This window comes from Brucella sp. NBRC 113783, from assembly GCF_040372265.1.
Lineage (GTDB): Bacteria > Pseudomonadota > Alphaproteobacteria > Rhizobiales > Rhizobiaceae > Brucella > Brucella teleogrylli.
The window spans coordinates 13059-29517 of the sequence record NZ_BAABRX010000006.1; the positions used below are offsets into that span (position 1 = coordinate 13059).

A 16459-nucleotide genomic window follows, 5' to 3' on the forward strand; every position below is an offset into this window, starting at 1 on the left:
GAACACTATGCATGAGGCTGGGTCGCCGCTCAAGGAACGCTCGAATTTTACTGGCAATTCAATCAGGCGTCAGTCAACCACCGTCACGACTTTTGGCGCTCCGCCAATCGTGCCGATGATAGTTGCCGCCGGATAACCCGCAGAGTGGATCATTGCGAGAATGCGCTCAGCCGCATCCGGTGCACAGGAAACAAGCAGCCCGCCCGACGTTTGCGGATCGGTCAACAATTGCTGCTTCCAGAGCGGAGTATCGTCCGCCAGTCGCACGTCATCACCATAACTCGCCCAGTTGCGGGTCGAAGCGCCGGTGATGAAACCTTGTTCCGCAAGACGTGCGGCTTGAGCCAAAAACGGAAGATCACTGTATCGAAGCGTGATGCCGACATTGGACCCCCGCGCCATTTCAAGCGCATGACCGAGAATGCCGAAGCCCGTCACATCGGTGACCGCGTGCACAGCTTCATCCTTGCCAAGTTCCGCGCCGACCCGGTTCAACAAAGTGACGGAGGCCATCATCTCATCGTAACCGGCACCATCAAGAACCTGTTTCTTGAACGCTGCGGAATAGATGCCGACACCGAGCCCCTTGGTCAAAATGAGCGCATCGCCCGGCCTCGCGCCGCTATTCTTGCGCAGATTGGCAAGCTTGCAAGTGCCAACCACCGCCAGCCCGTAGATCGGCTCCGGCGCATCGATCGAATGGCCGCCCGCCACCGGAATTCCGGCTTCTGCGCAGATGCTGGAACCGCCTTTCAGAATATGGCGGATCATTTCGGCAGGCATTTGATTCACCGGCATGCCGAGGATCGCCAGCGCCATGATGGGCGTTCCGCCCATCGCGTAGACGTCGGATATGGCATTGGTTGCCGCAATACGCCCGAAATCGACCGGATCGTCCACCATCGGCATGAAGAAGTCGGTGGTGGCGATCACACAGTTCTCATCGTCAAGCTGCCAGACCGCTGCGTCGTCGCCGGTCTCGGTGCCGACCAGCAGCTGCTTGAAAGGTTGGATGGCGGGCTGATCAGCAAGCAGATTTTGCAACACGGCAGGCGCCAGCTTGCAGCCACAGCCGCCGCCATGCGCCAGAGTGCTGAGACGGATGGGCGATGCGATATCCATAGGTCCTCCTGAACCGAAAGCGGTTCCCGTGATGCTATTTCGTATCAGATCGTGATCTCGCGCGCCGTCATGCTATAACGGAAAGCGTCCGCGTCGAGACAATCGAGCCGCATGCTGGCGACCTCGGCTTGCGGATACATCAGGAAGCCAAGCTCCCCGCTCTGCGCAGATGGCAAATCGATATCGCTGCCATCATTGAAGGCAATCCAGTTGCCTTCCCATGCGCCGAAGAGCTTTTGACGAACGGCAACCACACGCGGATCGTCCGCTGTCAAACCGTCCTTCTCTTCTTCAAGCATGACCTTTCGCACATCGGCCGGATCGGTCGCCACCCAGCCGACGCCATCGAGATAGATTTCAGCACGACAATGTTGCGACTTGGTGATGACCTCGTTCTTTGCGCCAAGGCTCTTGTAACCGAAAGCGGACGGCGCCACCCGCACCCCGTAAAGGTCACGCGCGGGAATGCCAACAGAGCGCACCAGCGCCACGAACAGCGGGTTGAGATCGGCGCATTTGCCGCCAAGATCACCGCTCCTCAACATGGCGACGATATCGCCGTCGCCGCAGCCGCGCGTGGACGCGCGCCGATAGGTGTTGGCGACAACCCAGTCATAGATGCGGCGGGCCTTATCCTGATCACTTGCGGCGTCGCCGACAATCTTGTTTGCGGTCTCCCGAACAATGCCATCCACTGGTGCCAGCCGTGTTCCAGCCAGATATTTTGCGCGCTCGGCCTGTGTCAGCGGCACGGCGGTCGCCGATGCCTCAAGGCTGCTGGCGCGGTCACGGGTCGAGATGAGACTAATGATTTCCGCAGTCGGCGTTTCTTCACCCGGCGCCCATTCGAGATAGAGGAGGCCTACCCCGCTGCGTGGATCGCGATTGATCTGCGCAACCCTGGCATTTGTCGTCCACCGATTGCCTTCCGGGCGGTTCCAGTCATCCGCCTGAAAACCGGCCAAAGGCACCCATGCCCGAATGACATCCTTGGATGCGGTCGGGCTCACAGTTGTCCTGATCTCGAAACTGCGCCAGTTCGATGGCTTGGGCGTAAACGTGCCGTCATCGGCAAAGGCAGGGGCCGTGGCGAAGCTCGGCAGAAGGCTGAGGGCGGCGCAGGCCGCGCCGGATTTGAGGAGTTCCCGACGATTCATGACGATCCCCTTTCGTGGCCCCTCTTTAGGAGCCATGAGCTCTGTTTCTTACGAATATGCGGAGAAAGCGCTGCTGTTGCGCCCGACCTCGAAAGACCAGCGCATGCCAGGAATGATCTGTGATCAAGGCCCCGAAACTCGGGAGCAGCGGAAGAAGTCACACGCGCAGTCTGCCGTGTTTGTTTAACTCCGTCAATCAACCATCGAACAAGAGAAAGTCATCGTGAAGATTACATTCATGTATTAATACTTGAGTACGCCTGTCATGTTATATATAAATGGGCTTTGTTATTATATTTTTCGCCCTTCGGTTCGGTTGACAACTTCGTCTTATTGCGGTGAACTGCCAAAGTGAAAGTCAAGCCTGCCCGACAACGTGACCGGGAAAATTTCCCCTGCACGTCGGTTCTAATCATCAGGGAGGTATCGCACGATGAATGTGGAGCTCTCACGCCGCCAGTTTCTGGGCGGAACGGGAGCGGTGGTAGCGGCTTCGGCGCTCGGTTCTTTCGGCTTCGGTGCGGTGGAAACCGCCTATGCCGAATCCATCCGCCCCTTCAAGCTGGCCAATACGACCGAAACCCGGAATACCTGCCCTTACTGCTCCGTAGCCTGCGGCATCATCCTTTATTCCAAGGGTGATCTGCGCAAGGGCGAGAAATCCGACCTGATCCATATCGAGGGCGATACGGACCACCCGACCAATCGCGGCACGCTGTGCCCCAAGGGCGCGGCGCTCAAGGATTTTGTCAAGGCGGAGACACGCCTGAAATATCCGATGGTGCGCGAACCGGGCACCAGTGCATTCAAGCGGATATCATGGGAGGACGCGCTGGACCGGATCGCGCGCCACCTCAAAGATGACCGTGACGCGAATTTCATCGCGAAGAACGAGGCGGGCGTCACCGTCAACCGCTGGACGTCGACGGGCTTTCTCGCCGCATCCGCAACCACCAACGAAACAGCGTTTCTCACCTACAAGGTGGTGCGCAGCACAGGCATAGTCGCATTCGATAATCAGGCACGCGTCTGACACGGCCCGACGGTGGCGAGTCTCGCCCCATCATTTGGCCGTGGCGCAATGACCAACGCCTGGACAGACATCAAGAACACTGATCTCATCGTCGTCATGGGCGGCAATGCGGCGGAAGCGCATCCGTGCGGCTTCAAATGGGTGACGGAGGCCAAGGCCAACCGTGGCGCCCGGCTGATCGTCGTCGATCCGCGTTTCACGCGCACGGCATCGGTGGCGGATTATTATTCGCCGATCCGTCAGGGGTCGGATATCGCCTTCCTGCTCGGCGTCATCAACTACTGCATCCAGAATGACAAGGTGCAGTGGGAATATGTGAAGCATTTCACCAATGCCAGCTACATCGTCAAGGATGGCTTCGAATATAAGGACGGACTTTTCAGCGGCTATGACGAGGAAAAACGCGACTATGATCGCTCAAGTTGGGATTATGTGATCGGCGATGACGGCTATGCCGTTGTGGACGATACGTTGCAGCATCCGCGTTGCGTGTGGAACCTGCTGAAGCAGCATGTGTCCATCTACACGCCGGAAATGGTCGAGCGCATTTGCGGCACGCCGAAGGAGAAATTCCTGAAAGTGGCCGAGATGATCGGCGAATGCTCCTCGCCGACCAAGACTATGACATCCATGTATGCGCTGGGCTGGACGCAACATTCCAAGGGCGCGCAGAACATTCGCGGCATGGCGATGCTGCAACTGATCCTTGGCAATATCGGCGTGCGGGGCGGCGGCATGAATGCGCTGCGCGGTCACTCCAATATTCAGGGTCTGACCGATATCGGCCTGATGTCCAATCTTCTGCCGGGCTATATGAATATCCCGGTCGAGAAGGAGATCGACCTCGACACCTATATGTCGACGCGCAGCTTCAAGCCGCTGCGCCCGAACCAGACAAGCTACTGGCAAAACTACAAGAAGTTCTTCGTGAGCTTCCAGAAGTCCATGTGGGGGAGCGCCGCTGTAGCAGAAAACGACTTTGCCTATGACTGGCTGCCGAAGCTGGACGTGCCGAATTATGACGTGTTGCGCATCTTCGACATGATGAACAATGGCAAGGTCAACGGTTATGTCTGTCAGGGCTTCAATCCGCTGATGGCTGTGCCAAACCGCAACAAGCTGACCGCGGCCCTATCGAAGCTGAAATTCCTCGTCACGATGGACCCGCTTGAAACGGAAACATCGCGCTTCTGGGAAAATCACGGCGAGTATAACGACGTCGATACCGCATCAATCCAGACGGAAGTGTTCCAGCTGCCATCCACCTGCTTTGCAGAGGACGAAGGTTCGCTGACCAATTCCGGACGCTGGCTGCAATGGCACTGGCCGGGGGCGACACCGCCCGGTGAGGCGAAGACCGACAACTGGATCATGGCGCAGATCTTCATGCGGCTGAAAGCGCTTTATAGCAAGGAAGGCGGCGCACTCCCCGATCCAATTCTCAATCTGGTCTGGGAGTACAAGGACCCGGAAGAACCGACCGCCGAAGAACTGGCAAAGGAGCTCAACGGCAGCGCCCTGACCACGCTGATGGACCCGACGGACCCGAGCAAGGTGGTGCTGGAGGCAGGAAAACTGCTACCCGGTTTTGCCGTGCTGCGCGATGACGGTTCCACCGCGTCGGGCTGCTGGATCTATTCGGGTTGCTTCACCGAGGCTGGCAACAACATGGCGCGCCGCGACAATCACGATCCTGACGAGACCGGTGCCTATCTCAACTGGTCGTGGGCGTGGCCTGCCAACCGGCGCATCCTCTACAACCGTGCCTCCGCCGATCTCAACGGCAAGGCATGGGACCCGAGCCGTAAGCTCATCGAGTGGGACGGAACCAAATGGACAGGCTATGACGTGCCGGACATCGCGCCGACCGCCAAGCCACAAGAAGTCGGTCCTTTCATCATGAATGCGGAAGGCTCGTCGCGCCTGTTCTGCCGTGGCATGATGCGGGATGGTCCGTTCCCGGCCCATTACGAGCCGTTTGAATCGCCGATCGCCAATGTGGTTGCGCCAAATGTCCGGGGCAATCCGGTGGCCCGCGTCTTCAACAACGACTTCAAGCAGTTCGCCGATACCGCATCCGAGGAGTTCCCCTATGCGGCGACCTCCTATCGCCTGACCGAACACTTCCACTACTGGACCAAGCATGTGCATGTGAATGCCGTGTTGCAGCCGGAATTCTTCGTGGAAATTTCGGAAGAACTGGCCAAGGAAAAGGGCATCGCCAAGGGCGACTGGGTGCGCGTCTGGTCTAAGCGCGGCTCGGTCAAGGCCAAGGCGGTGGTGACCAAACGCATCAAGCCGCTCATCTGCGACGGCAAGACGGTGCATGTGGTCGGCATTCCGCTGCACTGGGGCTTCATGGGCGCTGCCCGCAAGGGCTTCGGCCCCAATTCACTGACCCCGTTCGTCGGTGACGCAAACATCGAGACGCCAGAATTCAAGGCGTTTTTGGTCAATATCGAGCGCAGCAGCGCGCCTGTTGCTTAGAAGGGATTGAAGAATGTTTCCACCCGTTCCCAATCCCAGTGTCCAGCCGCAAGCTCCGCGCTTCGGTGACAGTGACCTGATGCGGCGGTCGGCGTCATCCGTGACGCCACCTGCTGAACGCCAGACAGAAGTGGCCAAGCTGATCGACGTGTCGAAATGCATCGGCTGCAAGGCGTGCCAGTCGGCCTGTGCCGAATGGAACGATACGCATGAGGAGGTGGGCATCAATGTGGGGGTCTATGACAACCCGCATGATCTGACGCCCAACACCTTCACGCTGATGCGCTATACGGAATGGGATAATCCCGACACCGGCAATCTGGAATGGCTCATTCGCAAGGATGGTTGCATGCATTGTGAGGACCCCGGCTGCCTCAAGGCCTGTCCGGCGCCTGGCGCCATCGTGCAATATTCCAACGGTATCGTCGATTTCATCCACGATAATTGCATTGGCTGCGGCTATTGCATCAAGGGCTGTCCGTTCAACATCCCGCGCATCTCGGAAGTGACCCACAAGGCCTATAAATGCACGCTGTGCTCCGACCGCATTGCGGTTGGACAAGGCCCGGCCTGTGCAAAAGCATGCCCTACTCAGGCCATCGTCTATGGAACCAAGGACGAAATGAAGGAATGGGCCGATAGACGCATCAAGGATCTGAAATCCCGTGGCTTTGAAAATGCCGGGCTTTACGATCCGCCGGGAGTCGGCGGCACACACGTCATGTATGTGCTGCACCACGCCGACAAACCGGAAATTTACGCCAACCTGCCGAACAATCCGCGCATCAGCCCGGTTGTCGAAGTCTGGAAAGGCGTCTCCAAATATGCAGGCATGGCGGTAATGGGGCTGGCCGTCGCCACCGGCTTCCTGCATTATATTTTCAAGGGTCCGAATGTCGTGACCGAACATGATGAGGAAGAGGCCGAAAAGCTCACGGGAGAAAAAAGCTCATGAGCAAGACCGACTTTGACGATGTTTCCGCCAGCGATGACATAGAACCGGGCAAGCCGGTCCGCGTGCATCGCTATTCCGGCGGCGCGCGCATCAATCACTGGATCACCGCCATCAGCCTCGTGCTGCTGGCGCTTTCCGGGCTTGCCATGTTCCACCCTTGGCTGTTTTTCCTGTCCGGTCTTTTCGGCGGCGGTCAGTGGACGCGCACGATTCATCCATGGATCGGCGTCGTGCTGTTCTTCAGCTTCTTTGGTCTTTTCGTGCGTTTCTGGAGCGCCAATCTCTGGAAGCGCGAGGACACGCGCTGGCTCGGTCAGGTCGATGATGTGATCGCTGGCAATGAGGAGAAACTGCCCGAAATCGGCAAATATAATGCCGGGCAGAAGCTCGTTTTCTGGTCAATGTCATTGCTGATCATCATCCTGATCGTCTCAGGCCTCGCCATCTGGAACGAATATTTCGGCTTTATCGTCAGCATCGACCAGCAACGCTGGGCATTGCTTATCCACTCCATGGCCGCCGTCATCGCCATCTGCGTCTGGATCGTGCATGTCTATGCCGCAATCTGGATCAGAGGCACGTTCAGCGCCATGACGCGCGGCACGGTGACCGGCGGCTGGGCATGGCGGCACCATCGCAAATGGCTGCGCGAGTTGAACGCCAAACGCAAGGCGAAGCAGGCAAGCGGCAAACCGGCAGCATGATTTTACGCATCGCCGGGTTGAAAAATCTGGCGATCGACCGAGAATGAATATGGTTGCACTGGTCCACGTGGCCCGGCGGGTTCGTGAGGGAGTAGAATGGCAGGTAAGACAGATCTAGCGCCGGACCCGACGGCGATTGGCGAAATATCGTCTCCACCCTTTGTACGATTGCCTGATCCCGACGACCTGTTTTCCCGAAGAGCCGCGCGCCTGCGGCTGCTGGGTTCGGTCAGCCCACTCAAACCCTATCTCGAATTTTTGGCCGATCTGAGCGGTGCGCAGGCTGCGGTTCAAAAAGAGCTCGGCCCGGTTTCGCCAAGCGACACCAGCCGGAAACCTGAAATGCCCTGCATTGACCGCGATGTGGCAGCATCGGATGGCACCCTGAATTCAACCTTCGACAACTTGTTTGATCGCGTGCACCATATCGTCAAACCGCAAGATGCCGCCGATGCCTTGGCACGTGTGGCCGCAGCCAGCCCGGCAGAGCGCCGCAGCATGATTGATGCGGTTTTTACCGGTATGCTGCCGCCGGATGCGATTGCCGAACATATCTATATCTGGGCAGGGCTTCAGTTGCATTTCACGCGGCTTGCATCCGCGCTTGATCCGAAAGCCGTGCTGCCCGTTGCCGATGGCGTCTGCCCCACTTGCGGCAGCATGCCATCCGGGTCAATCGTGGTGGGCTGGAAAGGCGCACATGGTGCGCGCTTTTGTTCCTGCTCGGTTTGCAACACGCTCTGGCACTATGTCCGCATCAAGTGCGTCTGCTGCGGCTCCACCAAGGGCGTCGGCTATAAGGAAGTTGAAGACGGCGGCGGCGTCATCAAGGCGGAAACCTGCGACGAATGCCAAAGCTGGACCAAGATCATCTACCAGCAGCAATCCACCGATGCAGACCCGATGACCGACGATGTGGCAAGCCTCGGCCTTGATATGCTGATGCGCGAAACGCCCTATCGACGCGGCGGTTTTGCGGCCTTGCTTGCAGGATTGTGAGGCACGATGGATCAGACCCGGTCTCACCTGCGGCAGTTGCCCTCCGTCGATGCACTCCTGCAAATGCCGGAACTTGGTCCCGGGCTCGAACGCTTTGGTCGCCCGGCGCTGACCGAAGCCATCCGCACTGTTCTGACCGAAGTGCGCGAAGCCGTGAAATCCGGTGCTGCACCGTCCTACAGCGCAGAGATTACCCAACGCGTTATTGATTTGCTTGAAGCCTCGGAGCAATCGAGCCTGCGCCCGCTGTTCAATTTGACGGGAACGGTTCTGCATACCAATCTCGGACGCGCCATATTGGCCGAAGCGGCCGTCGAGGCTGCGACGGCAGCCATGCGCGAAGCCGTTTCGCTGGAGTTTGATCTTTCCACCGGTGCACGCGGCGAACGCGACGACCATTTGCGCGCTTTGGTCTGCGAACTAACCGGCGCGGAAGATGCGACCATCGTCAACAACAATGCCGCCGCCGTGCTGATCGTGCTAAACAGCCTTGCGGCGGGCAAGGAGTCTGTCGTTTCACGCGGCGAACTGATCGAAATCGGCGGCGCGTTCCGCATGCCGGATATCATGACCCGCGCAGGCACCAGACTGGTTGAGATTGGCACCACCAACCGCACCCATCCTCGTGATTATGAAGGCGGCATTGGGCCGGATACGGGGCTGATCTTGAAGGTCCACACCTCCAATTACCGCATTGAAGGCTTTACGCGGGAAGTAACGGCGGCGGAGCTTGCCGCAATCGCCAAGGCGCGCGGTGTGCCGCTGGTCAACGACCTTGGGTCCGGCACACTCGCCGATCTGACGGTTTTCGGTCTGGCGCATGAGCCGACCGTGCGCGAAGCGGTGGCCGAAGGGGCCGATATCATTACCTTCTCCGGCGACAAGCTGCTCGGCGGACCGCAGGCCGGGTTCATCGTCGGCCGGCGCGATCTGATCGCCCGCATCAACAAAAACCCGATGAAGCGCGCCCTTCGCGTGGACAAGATCAGGCTCGCCGCGCTGGAAGCAACGCTGAAGCTCTATCGCAATCCCGAACGTCTGGCCGAAAAGCTGCCGACGCTGCGCTATCTGGCGCGGTCGAAAAGCGACATTGCCATTCAAGCGACCCGATTGCAGCCGGAACTGCAAAAGGTGCTCGGTTCAGCTTTTGATGTGACAGTGACGAATTGCGCCAGCCAGATCGGCTCCGGCGCTCTGCCATTATCAACCGTCCCAAGCGCCGGATTGTCCATCGCCCCGAAAAACGGCAGTGGCTCCGCGCTCACCTCTTTGGCCACCGCGCTCCGACAATTGCCGCTGCCGGTGATCGGGCGCATCGAAAAAGGCGTTTTCATTCTCGATCTGCGCTGCCTTGATGATGAGACCCGCTTCGTCAGGAACCTGGCTTCCTATGCGGCTCGCTGATCTTTTCTCCCGCAAGCCAAAGCCAGACAGTGACGCGCAGTCGCTGGAACAGGCGCTTGTCGCGGCGAAATCAGGGGACTACGCCACCGCCCTGTCGATATGGGAACCGCTGGCGCGCAAGGGCAATGCCCGCGCCCAGAACAATATCGGTGCCTGTTTTGCGGGCGGCATGGGGGTCGAAAGAAATATCGATCTCGCGCATCAATGGCTGGCCTTGTCTGCAAAGGCGGGTGACGCCTCCGGCCAGCGCAATCTCGCCTCGCTTCTGTTCAAGGGCGAGGACATCGACCCCAACTATCCCGAAGCGGCAAGACTCTATCGGCTGGCTGCCGAACAGGGCGACGCGCAAGCGCAGGACATGCTGAGCTGGATGCTGCTGGAAGGCGACGCCATTGTCGCCGACCCGGTGGAAGCACGCGAATGGGCGCTGAAAGCCGCCGAAAGCGGTGTTGCCGCCGCCATGACGCGGCTTGGTATGATCTATCATAACGCACTCGGTGTGCCGCGCGATCCAGCGCAAGCCGTGTTCTGGTGGCGCAAGGCGGCGGACGCTGGCGATGCCGATGGCGAAGCCATGCTGGGTGCCGCGCTTCATCTCGGCATGGGTGTGGAGCGAAATGCTTTGTCGGCTTATGAACACCTGTTACGCGCTCGTTCCCAAGGCAGCGCCCTTGCCGAGCCCTTTCTGCAAGCGGCTCGCGAACAGCTGGATGACGATGAGCGCAGAACAGCCGAAACGCGCGCTGCCGGAGGCCGCCGCCCATGATTATCGGCACGGCTGGACATATCGACCACGGCAAGACGTCCCTCGTCCGTGCGCTCACGCAAATCGACACTGACCGGCTCAAGGAAGAAAAGGCACGCGGCATTTCCATCGATCTTGGCTTTGCCTATCTGCCCCTGACAGGCGACGAACAGGAAATCCTCGGTTTCGTCGATGTGCCGGGGCATGAAAAATTCGTGCATACCATGCTGGCGGGCGCGGCCAGCATCGACTTCGTTCTGCTGGTGGTGGCGGCCGATGACGGCATCATGCCGCAAACACGCGAACATCTGGCCATCGTCAATCTGCTTGGGATCAAACGCGGCATCGTTGTGATCACCAAGTGCGATCTTGTCAAAGCCGCGCGCGTGAGTGAGCTGGAAGCCGACATCCGCAACATTCTGGCCGCAACACCGCTTGCCGATGCTGTCATATTGCCGGTGTCCACGGTGACTGGCGAAGGACTGGACCAGCTTAAAGCGACGCTCGAAACCGAGGCGCGAAGCTTTCCGCATCGCCCTGCCGATGGACGCTTTCGCCTTGCTGTGGATCGGTCCTTCACCATCCAGGGCGCGGGGACTGTCGTGACAGGCACCGTCCTTTCCGGCACGGCCAGGATCGGCGATCAACTGACTATCAGCCCTTCGCGAAAACCGGTGCGCGTGCGCACAATCCATGCGCAAAACCGGCCACGCGAAACTGCACAGGCGGGCGACCGTTGCGCGCTCAATCTGGCAGGCGAGGGCATCTCCAAGGACGCTGTCAGTCGTGGCGACATGGTGTTGTCGCCCGACTTGCACCTGCCGACAGATCGTATCGACGCCTCGCTTTCAATCCTGCCATCGGAACGCAAGCCGATAGACCAGTGGTTTCCAGTACGGCTGCACCATGCGTCGGCGGAAGTGGGTGCGCGCATCGTGCTTTTGCAGGACGAGGCGCTCGCGCCGGGCGCGCATGGACGTGTGCAACTGGTGCTGGATCGCCCGATTGCAGCCGCATCGGGTGATCGTTTTGTCGTTCGCGATGTCTCCGCGCAGCGGACAATCGGCGGTGGTCGCTTTCTTGATCTGCGCCCGCCGCAGCGCAAGCGCCGTAGCCCTGAACGCATGGCGCAACTCGACGCCCATGCCATTGATGACCCAGTACAAGCGGCCCGGGCGCTGCTGTCCGTCGATCCGTTTTATCTGGATGCAACCGCTTTTCTGCGCGACCGTGCTTTGAGCCATGGACCGCAATATCTGGCGCAAGCGCTCGATGCGACGGTTCTGCCGCAAGGACAGGCGCGGTTGCTGCTGTTGCCGGAGCGCTGGGATGCATTGCGGAATGCCATTCTTGAGCGGCTCGGCATTTTCCATGACGAGAACCCGGACCTGATCGGCATGGGCGTGGAAAGACTGCGTCTGCTTTTAAAACCGCGCCTGCCTGCAAGCGCCTTCCGGGCTGCGATAGCCGCGTTGACGGATTTGCAACTGGTGAAGCTCGACGGCGCTTGGCTTCGGCTCAGCGAGCATGAGGTGACGATGAGTGACGCCGACGCGGTACTGTGGGAGCGGATCGCGCCGATGCTTGGCGGCGAAGCGCGCTTTCGCCCGCCGCGCGTGCGCGACATTGCCGGTTTGGTGGGCGAAAAGGAGGAAGACATCCGCCGCATTCTCAAGCTTGGCGGTCGGATGGGTCGTGTGCATGAAGTGGCGCACGATCATTTTTTCAAGCGTGATACGATTGCCGAGATGATCGGCATACTCTCGGTGATGGATGAAGAATTCGACAGCGGCTGGTTTATCGCCGCGCGTTTTCGCGATCGTGTGGACAGTGGCCGCAAGGTGGCGATCCAGATCCTTGAGTTCTTTGATCGCAACAGCGTCACAATCCGGCGCGGAGATTTGCGGCGGCTAAACCGTCGCAAGCTGGACTTGTTCGGCGATTTCGCTGAGACCCGACTCACGGATGAATGCCCCGCCTGAACGGGGCAAACCATCCGCCTTAAAAGATAAAGCGCTTGCCACCGGTCGATGTGGAAACGCGACCCAATTTGCCTGGGCCACCTGCCACCACCGGACCGGATGTCTGATCTTGCTTGATAGTCTGCTTGGTGGTCGACACAGCGGGCGCTGACGCAAATGCTGTTCCCGACACCATGAATGCCCCAATCGCTAACACGGCTATGGTCTTCATCATTCCTCCTCTACTGGTCTCGCCAGTATGGACGCCGAAATTTGATGAGATCATGCAGGCGTTGTTACACAATCCCCCATCAGGAAACGGTAGATTTTGCCCGGGCGCTATACGGCATCTGTCGTATTTCGGGAGGGCTGAGCGCTCTGGACGCAGAAAATCCGCGCCCTAGTTAATTTTTACCCACTGATGCGTTCCAAAACGACGCAACAACAGGGCGCAACGAGGAGACGCCTTCATGCCTGAACCGAAAGAAGACGGCCAATCAGCGGAGGTCCTGAAGGAAAGTCTTCCCTCCAAAGCCGCTGCTATTCATGAACTCATTCGCCGCGAAGGCGAAAAGGAAATGAACAGAGAGGCGATGGCGCTGTTCTGGTCGGCAATCGCCGGTGGTATTTCGATGAGTACCTCGATGATCGCCCGAGGCATTCTGGAGGCCTACCTTCCCGACGGGAACCTGTTCTTTCTGCTCAGTTCAGCCGGCTATACCGTTGGCTTTATAATTGTGATCATCGCCAACCAGCAATTGTTCACCGAAAACACGATCACCCCGGTTCTGCCTTTTATGACAGAGCCGACTGCGTCTCACTTTTTCAAGATGATAAGGCTGTGGAGCATCGTTCTTTTGGGCAATCTGATCGGAGGAGCGATTGCCGCCCTCGTCATAGTCTTGATGCCCATCTTCTCCGTTGAGGTTACGCGCACATTTACAGATATGGGCAAGCATCTTATGGAGAACACAAGTAATGAGCTATTCAGCAAAGGCATCATGTCTGGATGGCTGATTGCGACTTTGGTCTGGATGCTGCACAGCACCAAGCAAGGCCATATTTTTCTTATTTTCCTGATCACCTATCTCATTGCAATCGGTGATCTCACCCATATCGTGGTCGGGTCGATTGAAGTGCTCTTCTTGCTGTTCATCGGCGAAGTTTCCGCTTTCGACAGCATCTTCAAATTCGGTCTGCCCACGCTTTTTGGTAACATCGTCGGGGGCACATTCATCTTCGGGCTGATTTCGCACGCCCAAATCCGGGCCGACGAATAGCTGGGACCAAAAGGCGGGGAACTTTCGCGTGCGTCCGAAGTTCGGTGTCGTTGGTGTCAATTGCCGCTCAGACCAAGCTCGGGAAGTTGGCGCCCGCCCTGTCTTGCCCACGCAAGACAGGGCATTTTTAACGGAACCATTTTTGCTCTGGTGCATTCAATGGCCGTTTTACTGCATCTTGCAGGCTTTTGATTGGTGGCTGAAAGGAGGGTTCTATGCCGCTCTTCAATGAAGCGAGCCGTATATACGCGCCGGGAGAAGTCGATTTGATGCGCAGATGTTTTACCGAAGCCAGCGAGAAGCTCGAGGCAGGCGGCAACGCCTATTCAGCTTCGGACCTGGCATCCAGTATCATCAGTCTCTACCAGAGCGGATTGCGTAATCAGACATATATCGCTGATCTGGCAGCGGGCATTGCAAGCGCCAGATATCTGTCCCGACAACAAGAAGTCGACGTCAACCGGCAAGACCAATGACCCAGGAGGGAAGAAAATGGCACAAAAGCGAAATCCGTGGTCCGACCCGGATCTGGTACGAGAGAAAGAAGCTATCGATCCATCTCCTGTTGAACCCAGTGACCATCAGGAAAAGCCCACTCATGAACAATAAAATGCGCCGGGCAACCCGCATATCCAGGTTCCCAAAGAACCTTATCCCGACCGTTCGAATGATTGAGTGAGTAACGCGCGGGACCCTTAAGCCAGACAATTCCATGCTGCGCGGATGCCATCAAGACTTGGTGGGAACGCTTGCTTGGTGTAGCGTTACGCCCAGTGTCAGCGAAGTCTGGCAATGAGGTTTGGCAACAATCCCCCCTAGCGATCATGAGTGACGAAACATGAAGACACTGGCGACAGCTATTTGCATACTGATCGTGGCGGCAGCCCTCACCGGTTGCGCCAATCGCTCGTGCCGCGATTGGCCGGGGACGTGCATCATTCAGTGATTGAGGTAAACCGGGCAGGCCCAGCTGAAGTGGGCGTTACGTCCCGCGTTTCTCGCTATTCTTCTTCTTTTTATCTTCGTCGTAGTGAAACTTGATGGCGAAGAACATAGCCACGCCCAACACGAGAACCTTGAACGCTATCAAGAATACAGGAATCCATTCCATCTTCTGAATATTCCATGCTGCTATCTATCGCGAAGGCACTAGCACAAATAGCACCCAACGCTGCGGCGCAGATTGACGCGGTGATAACCCGTTACTACAGTTAGCCCGTGCGAAAGTATGGGACGAATTCAATATCTGGAAGGGATGCATGCCCGGTGGCATGTCCGGACTTCAAATCCGGGAGGGGCTGATAGACGGTCTCTGGTGGGTTCGACCCCCATTTCCTTCCGCCATCATTCCCGCACATCTCCAGCAAAGCTGCTTCACAACTTCGCTGGAGATGAAGAAGTTCGATCAAACGCGTTCGAGCGCGATGGCAATGCCCTGACCGACGCCGATGCACATGGTAGCCAGCGCATATTTGCCGCCGTTCAGCGACAGTTCCAGCGCCGCGGTGCCCGCAATGCGCGCACCCGACATGCCGAGCGGGTGACCAAGCGCAATCGCGCCGCCATTCGGATTGACGCGGCTGTCGTCGTCGGCAATGCCCAGTTCGCGCAGCACGGCGAGGCCCTGCGAAGCGAACGCCTCGTTCAGCTCGATCACGTCGAAAGCATCGGGCGCAATGCCGATACGGGCGCTGAGCTTCCTGGTTGCCGGAGCCGGGCCGATGCCCATCACACGCGGCGGCACACCAGCCGTCGCGCCACCCACAACGCGGGCGATAGGCGTGAGGCCATATTTCTTTACCGCCGCTTCGGAAGCAACGATCAATGCGGCCGCACCATCATTGACGCCCGACGCATTGCCCGCCGTGACCGTGCCGCCTTCGCGGAAAGGCGTCGGCAGCTTGGCCAGCGCTTCGATGCTGGTGGCACGCGGATGCTCGTCCTTGTCCACGACGACAGGATCACCCTTGCGCTGCGGAATGGTGACCGCCACGATTTCCTTGGCCAGACGGCCATTGGCCTGCGCCTCAGCGGCCTTGTTCTGGCTGCGAACGGCGAAAGCATCCTGATCGGCGCGCGAGACCTTATAGTCTTCGGCAACGTTCTCGCCGGTTTCCGGCATGGAATCGACGCCATATTGCTTCTTCATCAACGGATTGACGAAGCGCCAGCCGATGGTGGTATCGAAGATTTCCGCCTTGCGCGAAAAGGCGCTATCAGCCTTTGGCATGACGAAAGGCGCGCGGCTCATGCTTTCCACGCCACCGGCAATCATCAGTTCCGCTTCGCCTGCCTTGATCGCGCGGGCAGCGGCGACGACCGCATCCATGCCCGAACCGCACAGACGGTTGATCGTGGTGCCAGAAACGCCAACCGGCAAACCGGCCAGCAGCAGCGACATACGCGCGACATTGCGGTTGTCTTCGCCTGCCTGATTGGCCGAACCGAAGATGACATCATCGACGGCTTCCCAATCGACCGACGTGTTGCGCGCCATGAGTGCTTTCAACGGAACGGCACCGAGATCGTCGGCACGGACTGCAGAAAGCGCGCCGCCATAACGACCAATGGGAGTACGGATATAATCGCAAATATAGGCTTCGGTCATGACA

General features: G+C 58.5%; 13 protein-coding genes and 1 tRNA gene. 10 read left to right on the plus strand and 4 right to left on the minus strand.

The genetic code is table 11. The features are described from left to right. Window positions 1–69: 69 nt before the first annotated feature. Together selD and ABWW11_RS17860 are read right to left on the minus strand one after the other, a co-directional pair. A complete protein-coding gene (gene selD, locus ABWW11_RS17855; RefSeq protein ID WP_109366932.1) occupies window positions 70–1122 on the minus strand; it encodes a selenide, water dikinase SelD in 1053 nt (350 codons plus the stop codon). 44 nt (window positions 1123–1166) lie between these two features. Continuing rightward, entirely contained in the window at window positions 1167–2279 is a 1113-nt protein-coding gene (locus tag ABWW11_RS17860; protein WP_109366931.1) for a transglutaminase-like domain-containing protein, read from the minus strand. 433 nt (window positions 2280–2712) lie between these two features. On the opposite strand from ABWW11_RS17860, the gene fdnG reads away from it, so the two are divergent. The 7 genes from fdnG to selB all read left to right on the plus strand — a co-directional run bounded on the left by fdnG (window position 2713) and on the right by selB (window position 12588). Beyond that, window positions 2713–5799 (plus strand): formate dehydrogenase-N subunit alpha, encoded by a 3087-nt coding sequence (gene fdnG / locus ABWW11_RS17865; protein WP_109366929.1) that lies wholly within the window; start codon window positions 2713–2715, stop codon window positions 5797–5799. A 13-nt stretch (window positions 5800–5812) separates the two neighbouring features. Continuing rightward, on the plus strand, window positions 5813–6754 hold the full coding sequence (gene fdxH / locus ABWW11_RS17870) for a formate dehydrogenase subunit beta (RefSeq protein WP_109366928.1): 942 nt from the start codon (window positions 5813–5815) through the stop codon (window positions 6752–6754). Further along, complete coding sequence (locus ABWW11_RS17875) at window positions 6751–7458, plus strand: formate dehydrogenase subunit gamma (protein ID WP_109366927.1); 708 nt, start codon at window positions 6751–6753, stop codon at window positions 7456–7458. Before fdxH ends, ABWW11_RS17875 begins: the two co-directional genes overlap by 4 nt. Window positions 7459–7554: 96 nt before the next feature. Then, entirely contained in the window at window positions 7555–8457 is a 903-nt protein-coding gene (gene fdhE / locus ABWW11_RS17880; RefSeq protein WP_121539511.1) for a formate dehydrogenase accessory protein FdhE, read from the plus strand. Window positions 8458–8463: 6 nt separating this feature from the next. Continuing rightward, on the plus strand, window positions 8464–9861 hold the full coding sequence (gene selA, locus ABWW11_RS17885) for an L-seryl-tRNA(Sec) selenium transferase (protein WP_109366925.1): 1398 nt from the start codon (window positions 8464–8466) through the stop codon (window positions 9859–9861). Beyond that, entirely contained in the window at window positions 9848–10627 is a 780-nt protein-coding gene (locus tag ABWW11_RS17890) for a tetratricopeptide repeat protein (RefSeq protein ID WP_109366924.1), read from the plus strand. Before selA ends, ABWW11_RS17890 begins: the two co-directional genes overlap by 14 nt. After that, on the plus strand, window positions 10624–12588 hold the full coding sequence (gene selB / locus ABWW11_RS17895; protein ID WP_109366923.1) for a selenocysteine-specific translation elongation factor: 1965 nt from the start codon (window positions 10624–10626) through the stop codon (window positions 12586–12588). Before ABWW11_RS17890 ends, selB begins: the two co-directional genes overlap by 4 nt. Window positions 12589–12607: 19 nt before the next feature. On the opposite strand, the gene ABWW11_RS17900 is transcribed toward selB, so the two are convergent. Continuing rightward, window positions 12608–12802: a hypothetical protein gene (locus ABWW11_RS17900; RefSeq protein WP_124915321.1), complete on the minus strand. Its 195-nt coding sequence runs from the start codon at window positions 12800–12802 to the stop codon at window positions 12608–12610. Between the two features lie 235 nt (window positions 12803–13037). Between ABWW11_RS17900 and ABWW11_RS17905 the strand changes: the two genes are divergently transcribed. The 3 genes from ABWW11_RS17905 (at window position 13038) to ABWW11_RS17915 (ending at window position 15191) form a co-directional block, all read left to right on the plus strand. Beyond that, entirely contained in the window at window positions 13038–13847 is an 810-nt protein-coding gene (locus ABWW11_RS17905) for a formate/nitrite transporter family protein (RefSeq protein ID WP_109366921.1), read from the plus strand. A 215-nt stretch (window positions 13848–14062) separates the two neighbouring features. Next, a complete protein-coding gene (locus ABWW11_RS17910) occupies window positions 14063–14323 on the plus strand; it encodes a hypothetical protein (RefSeq protein ID WP_109366920.1) in 261 nt (86 codons plus the stop codon). Between the two features lie 772 nt (window positions 14324–15095). Beyond that, window positions 15096–15191, plus strand: a tRNA-Sec gene (locus ABWW11_RS17915). A 61-nt stretch (window positions 15192–15252) separates the two neighbouring features. On the opposite strand, the gene pcaF is transcribed toward ABWW11_RS17915, so the two are convergent. Further along, on the minus strand, window positions 15253–16455 hold the full coding sequence (gene pcaF / locus ABWW11_RS17920) for a 3-oxoadipyl-CoA thiolase (protein WP_109366918.1): 1203 nt from the start codon (window positions 16453–16455) through the stop codon (window positions 15253–15255). Between the last annotated feature and the right edge of the window lie 4 nt (window positions 16456–16459).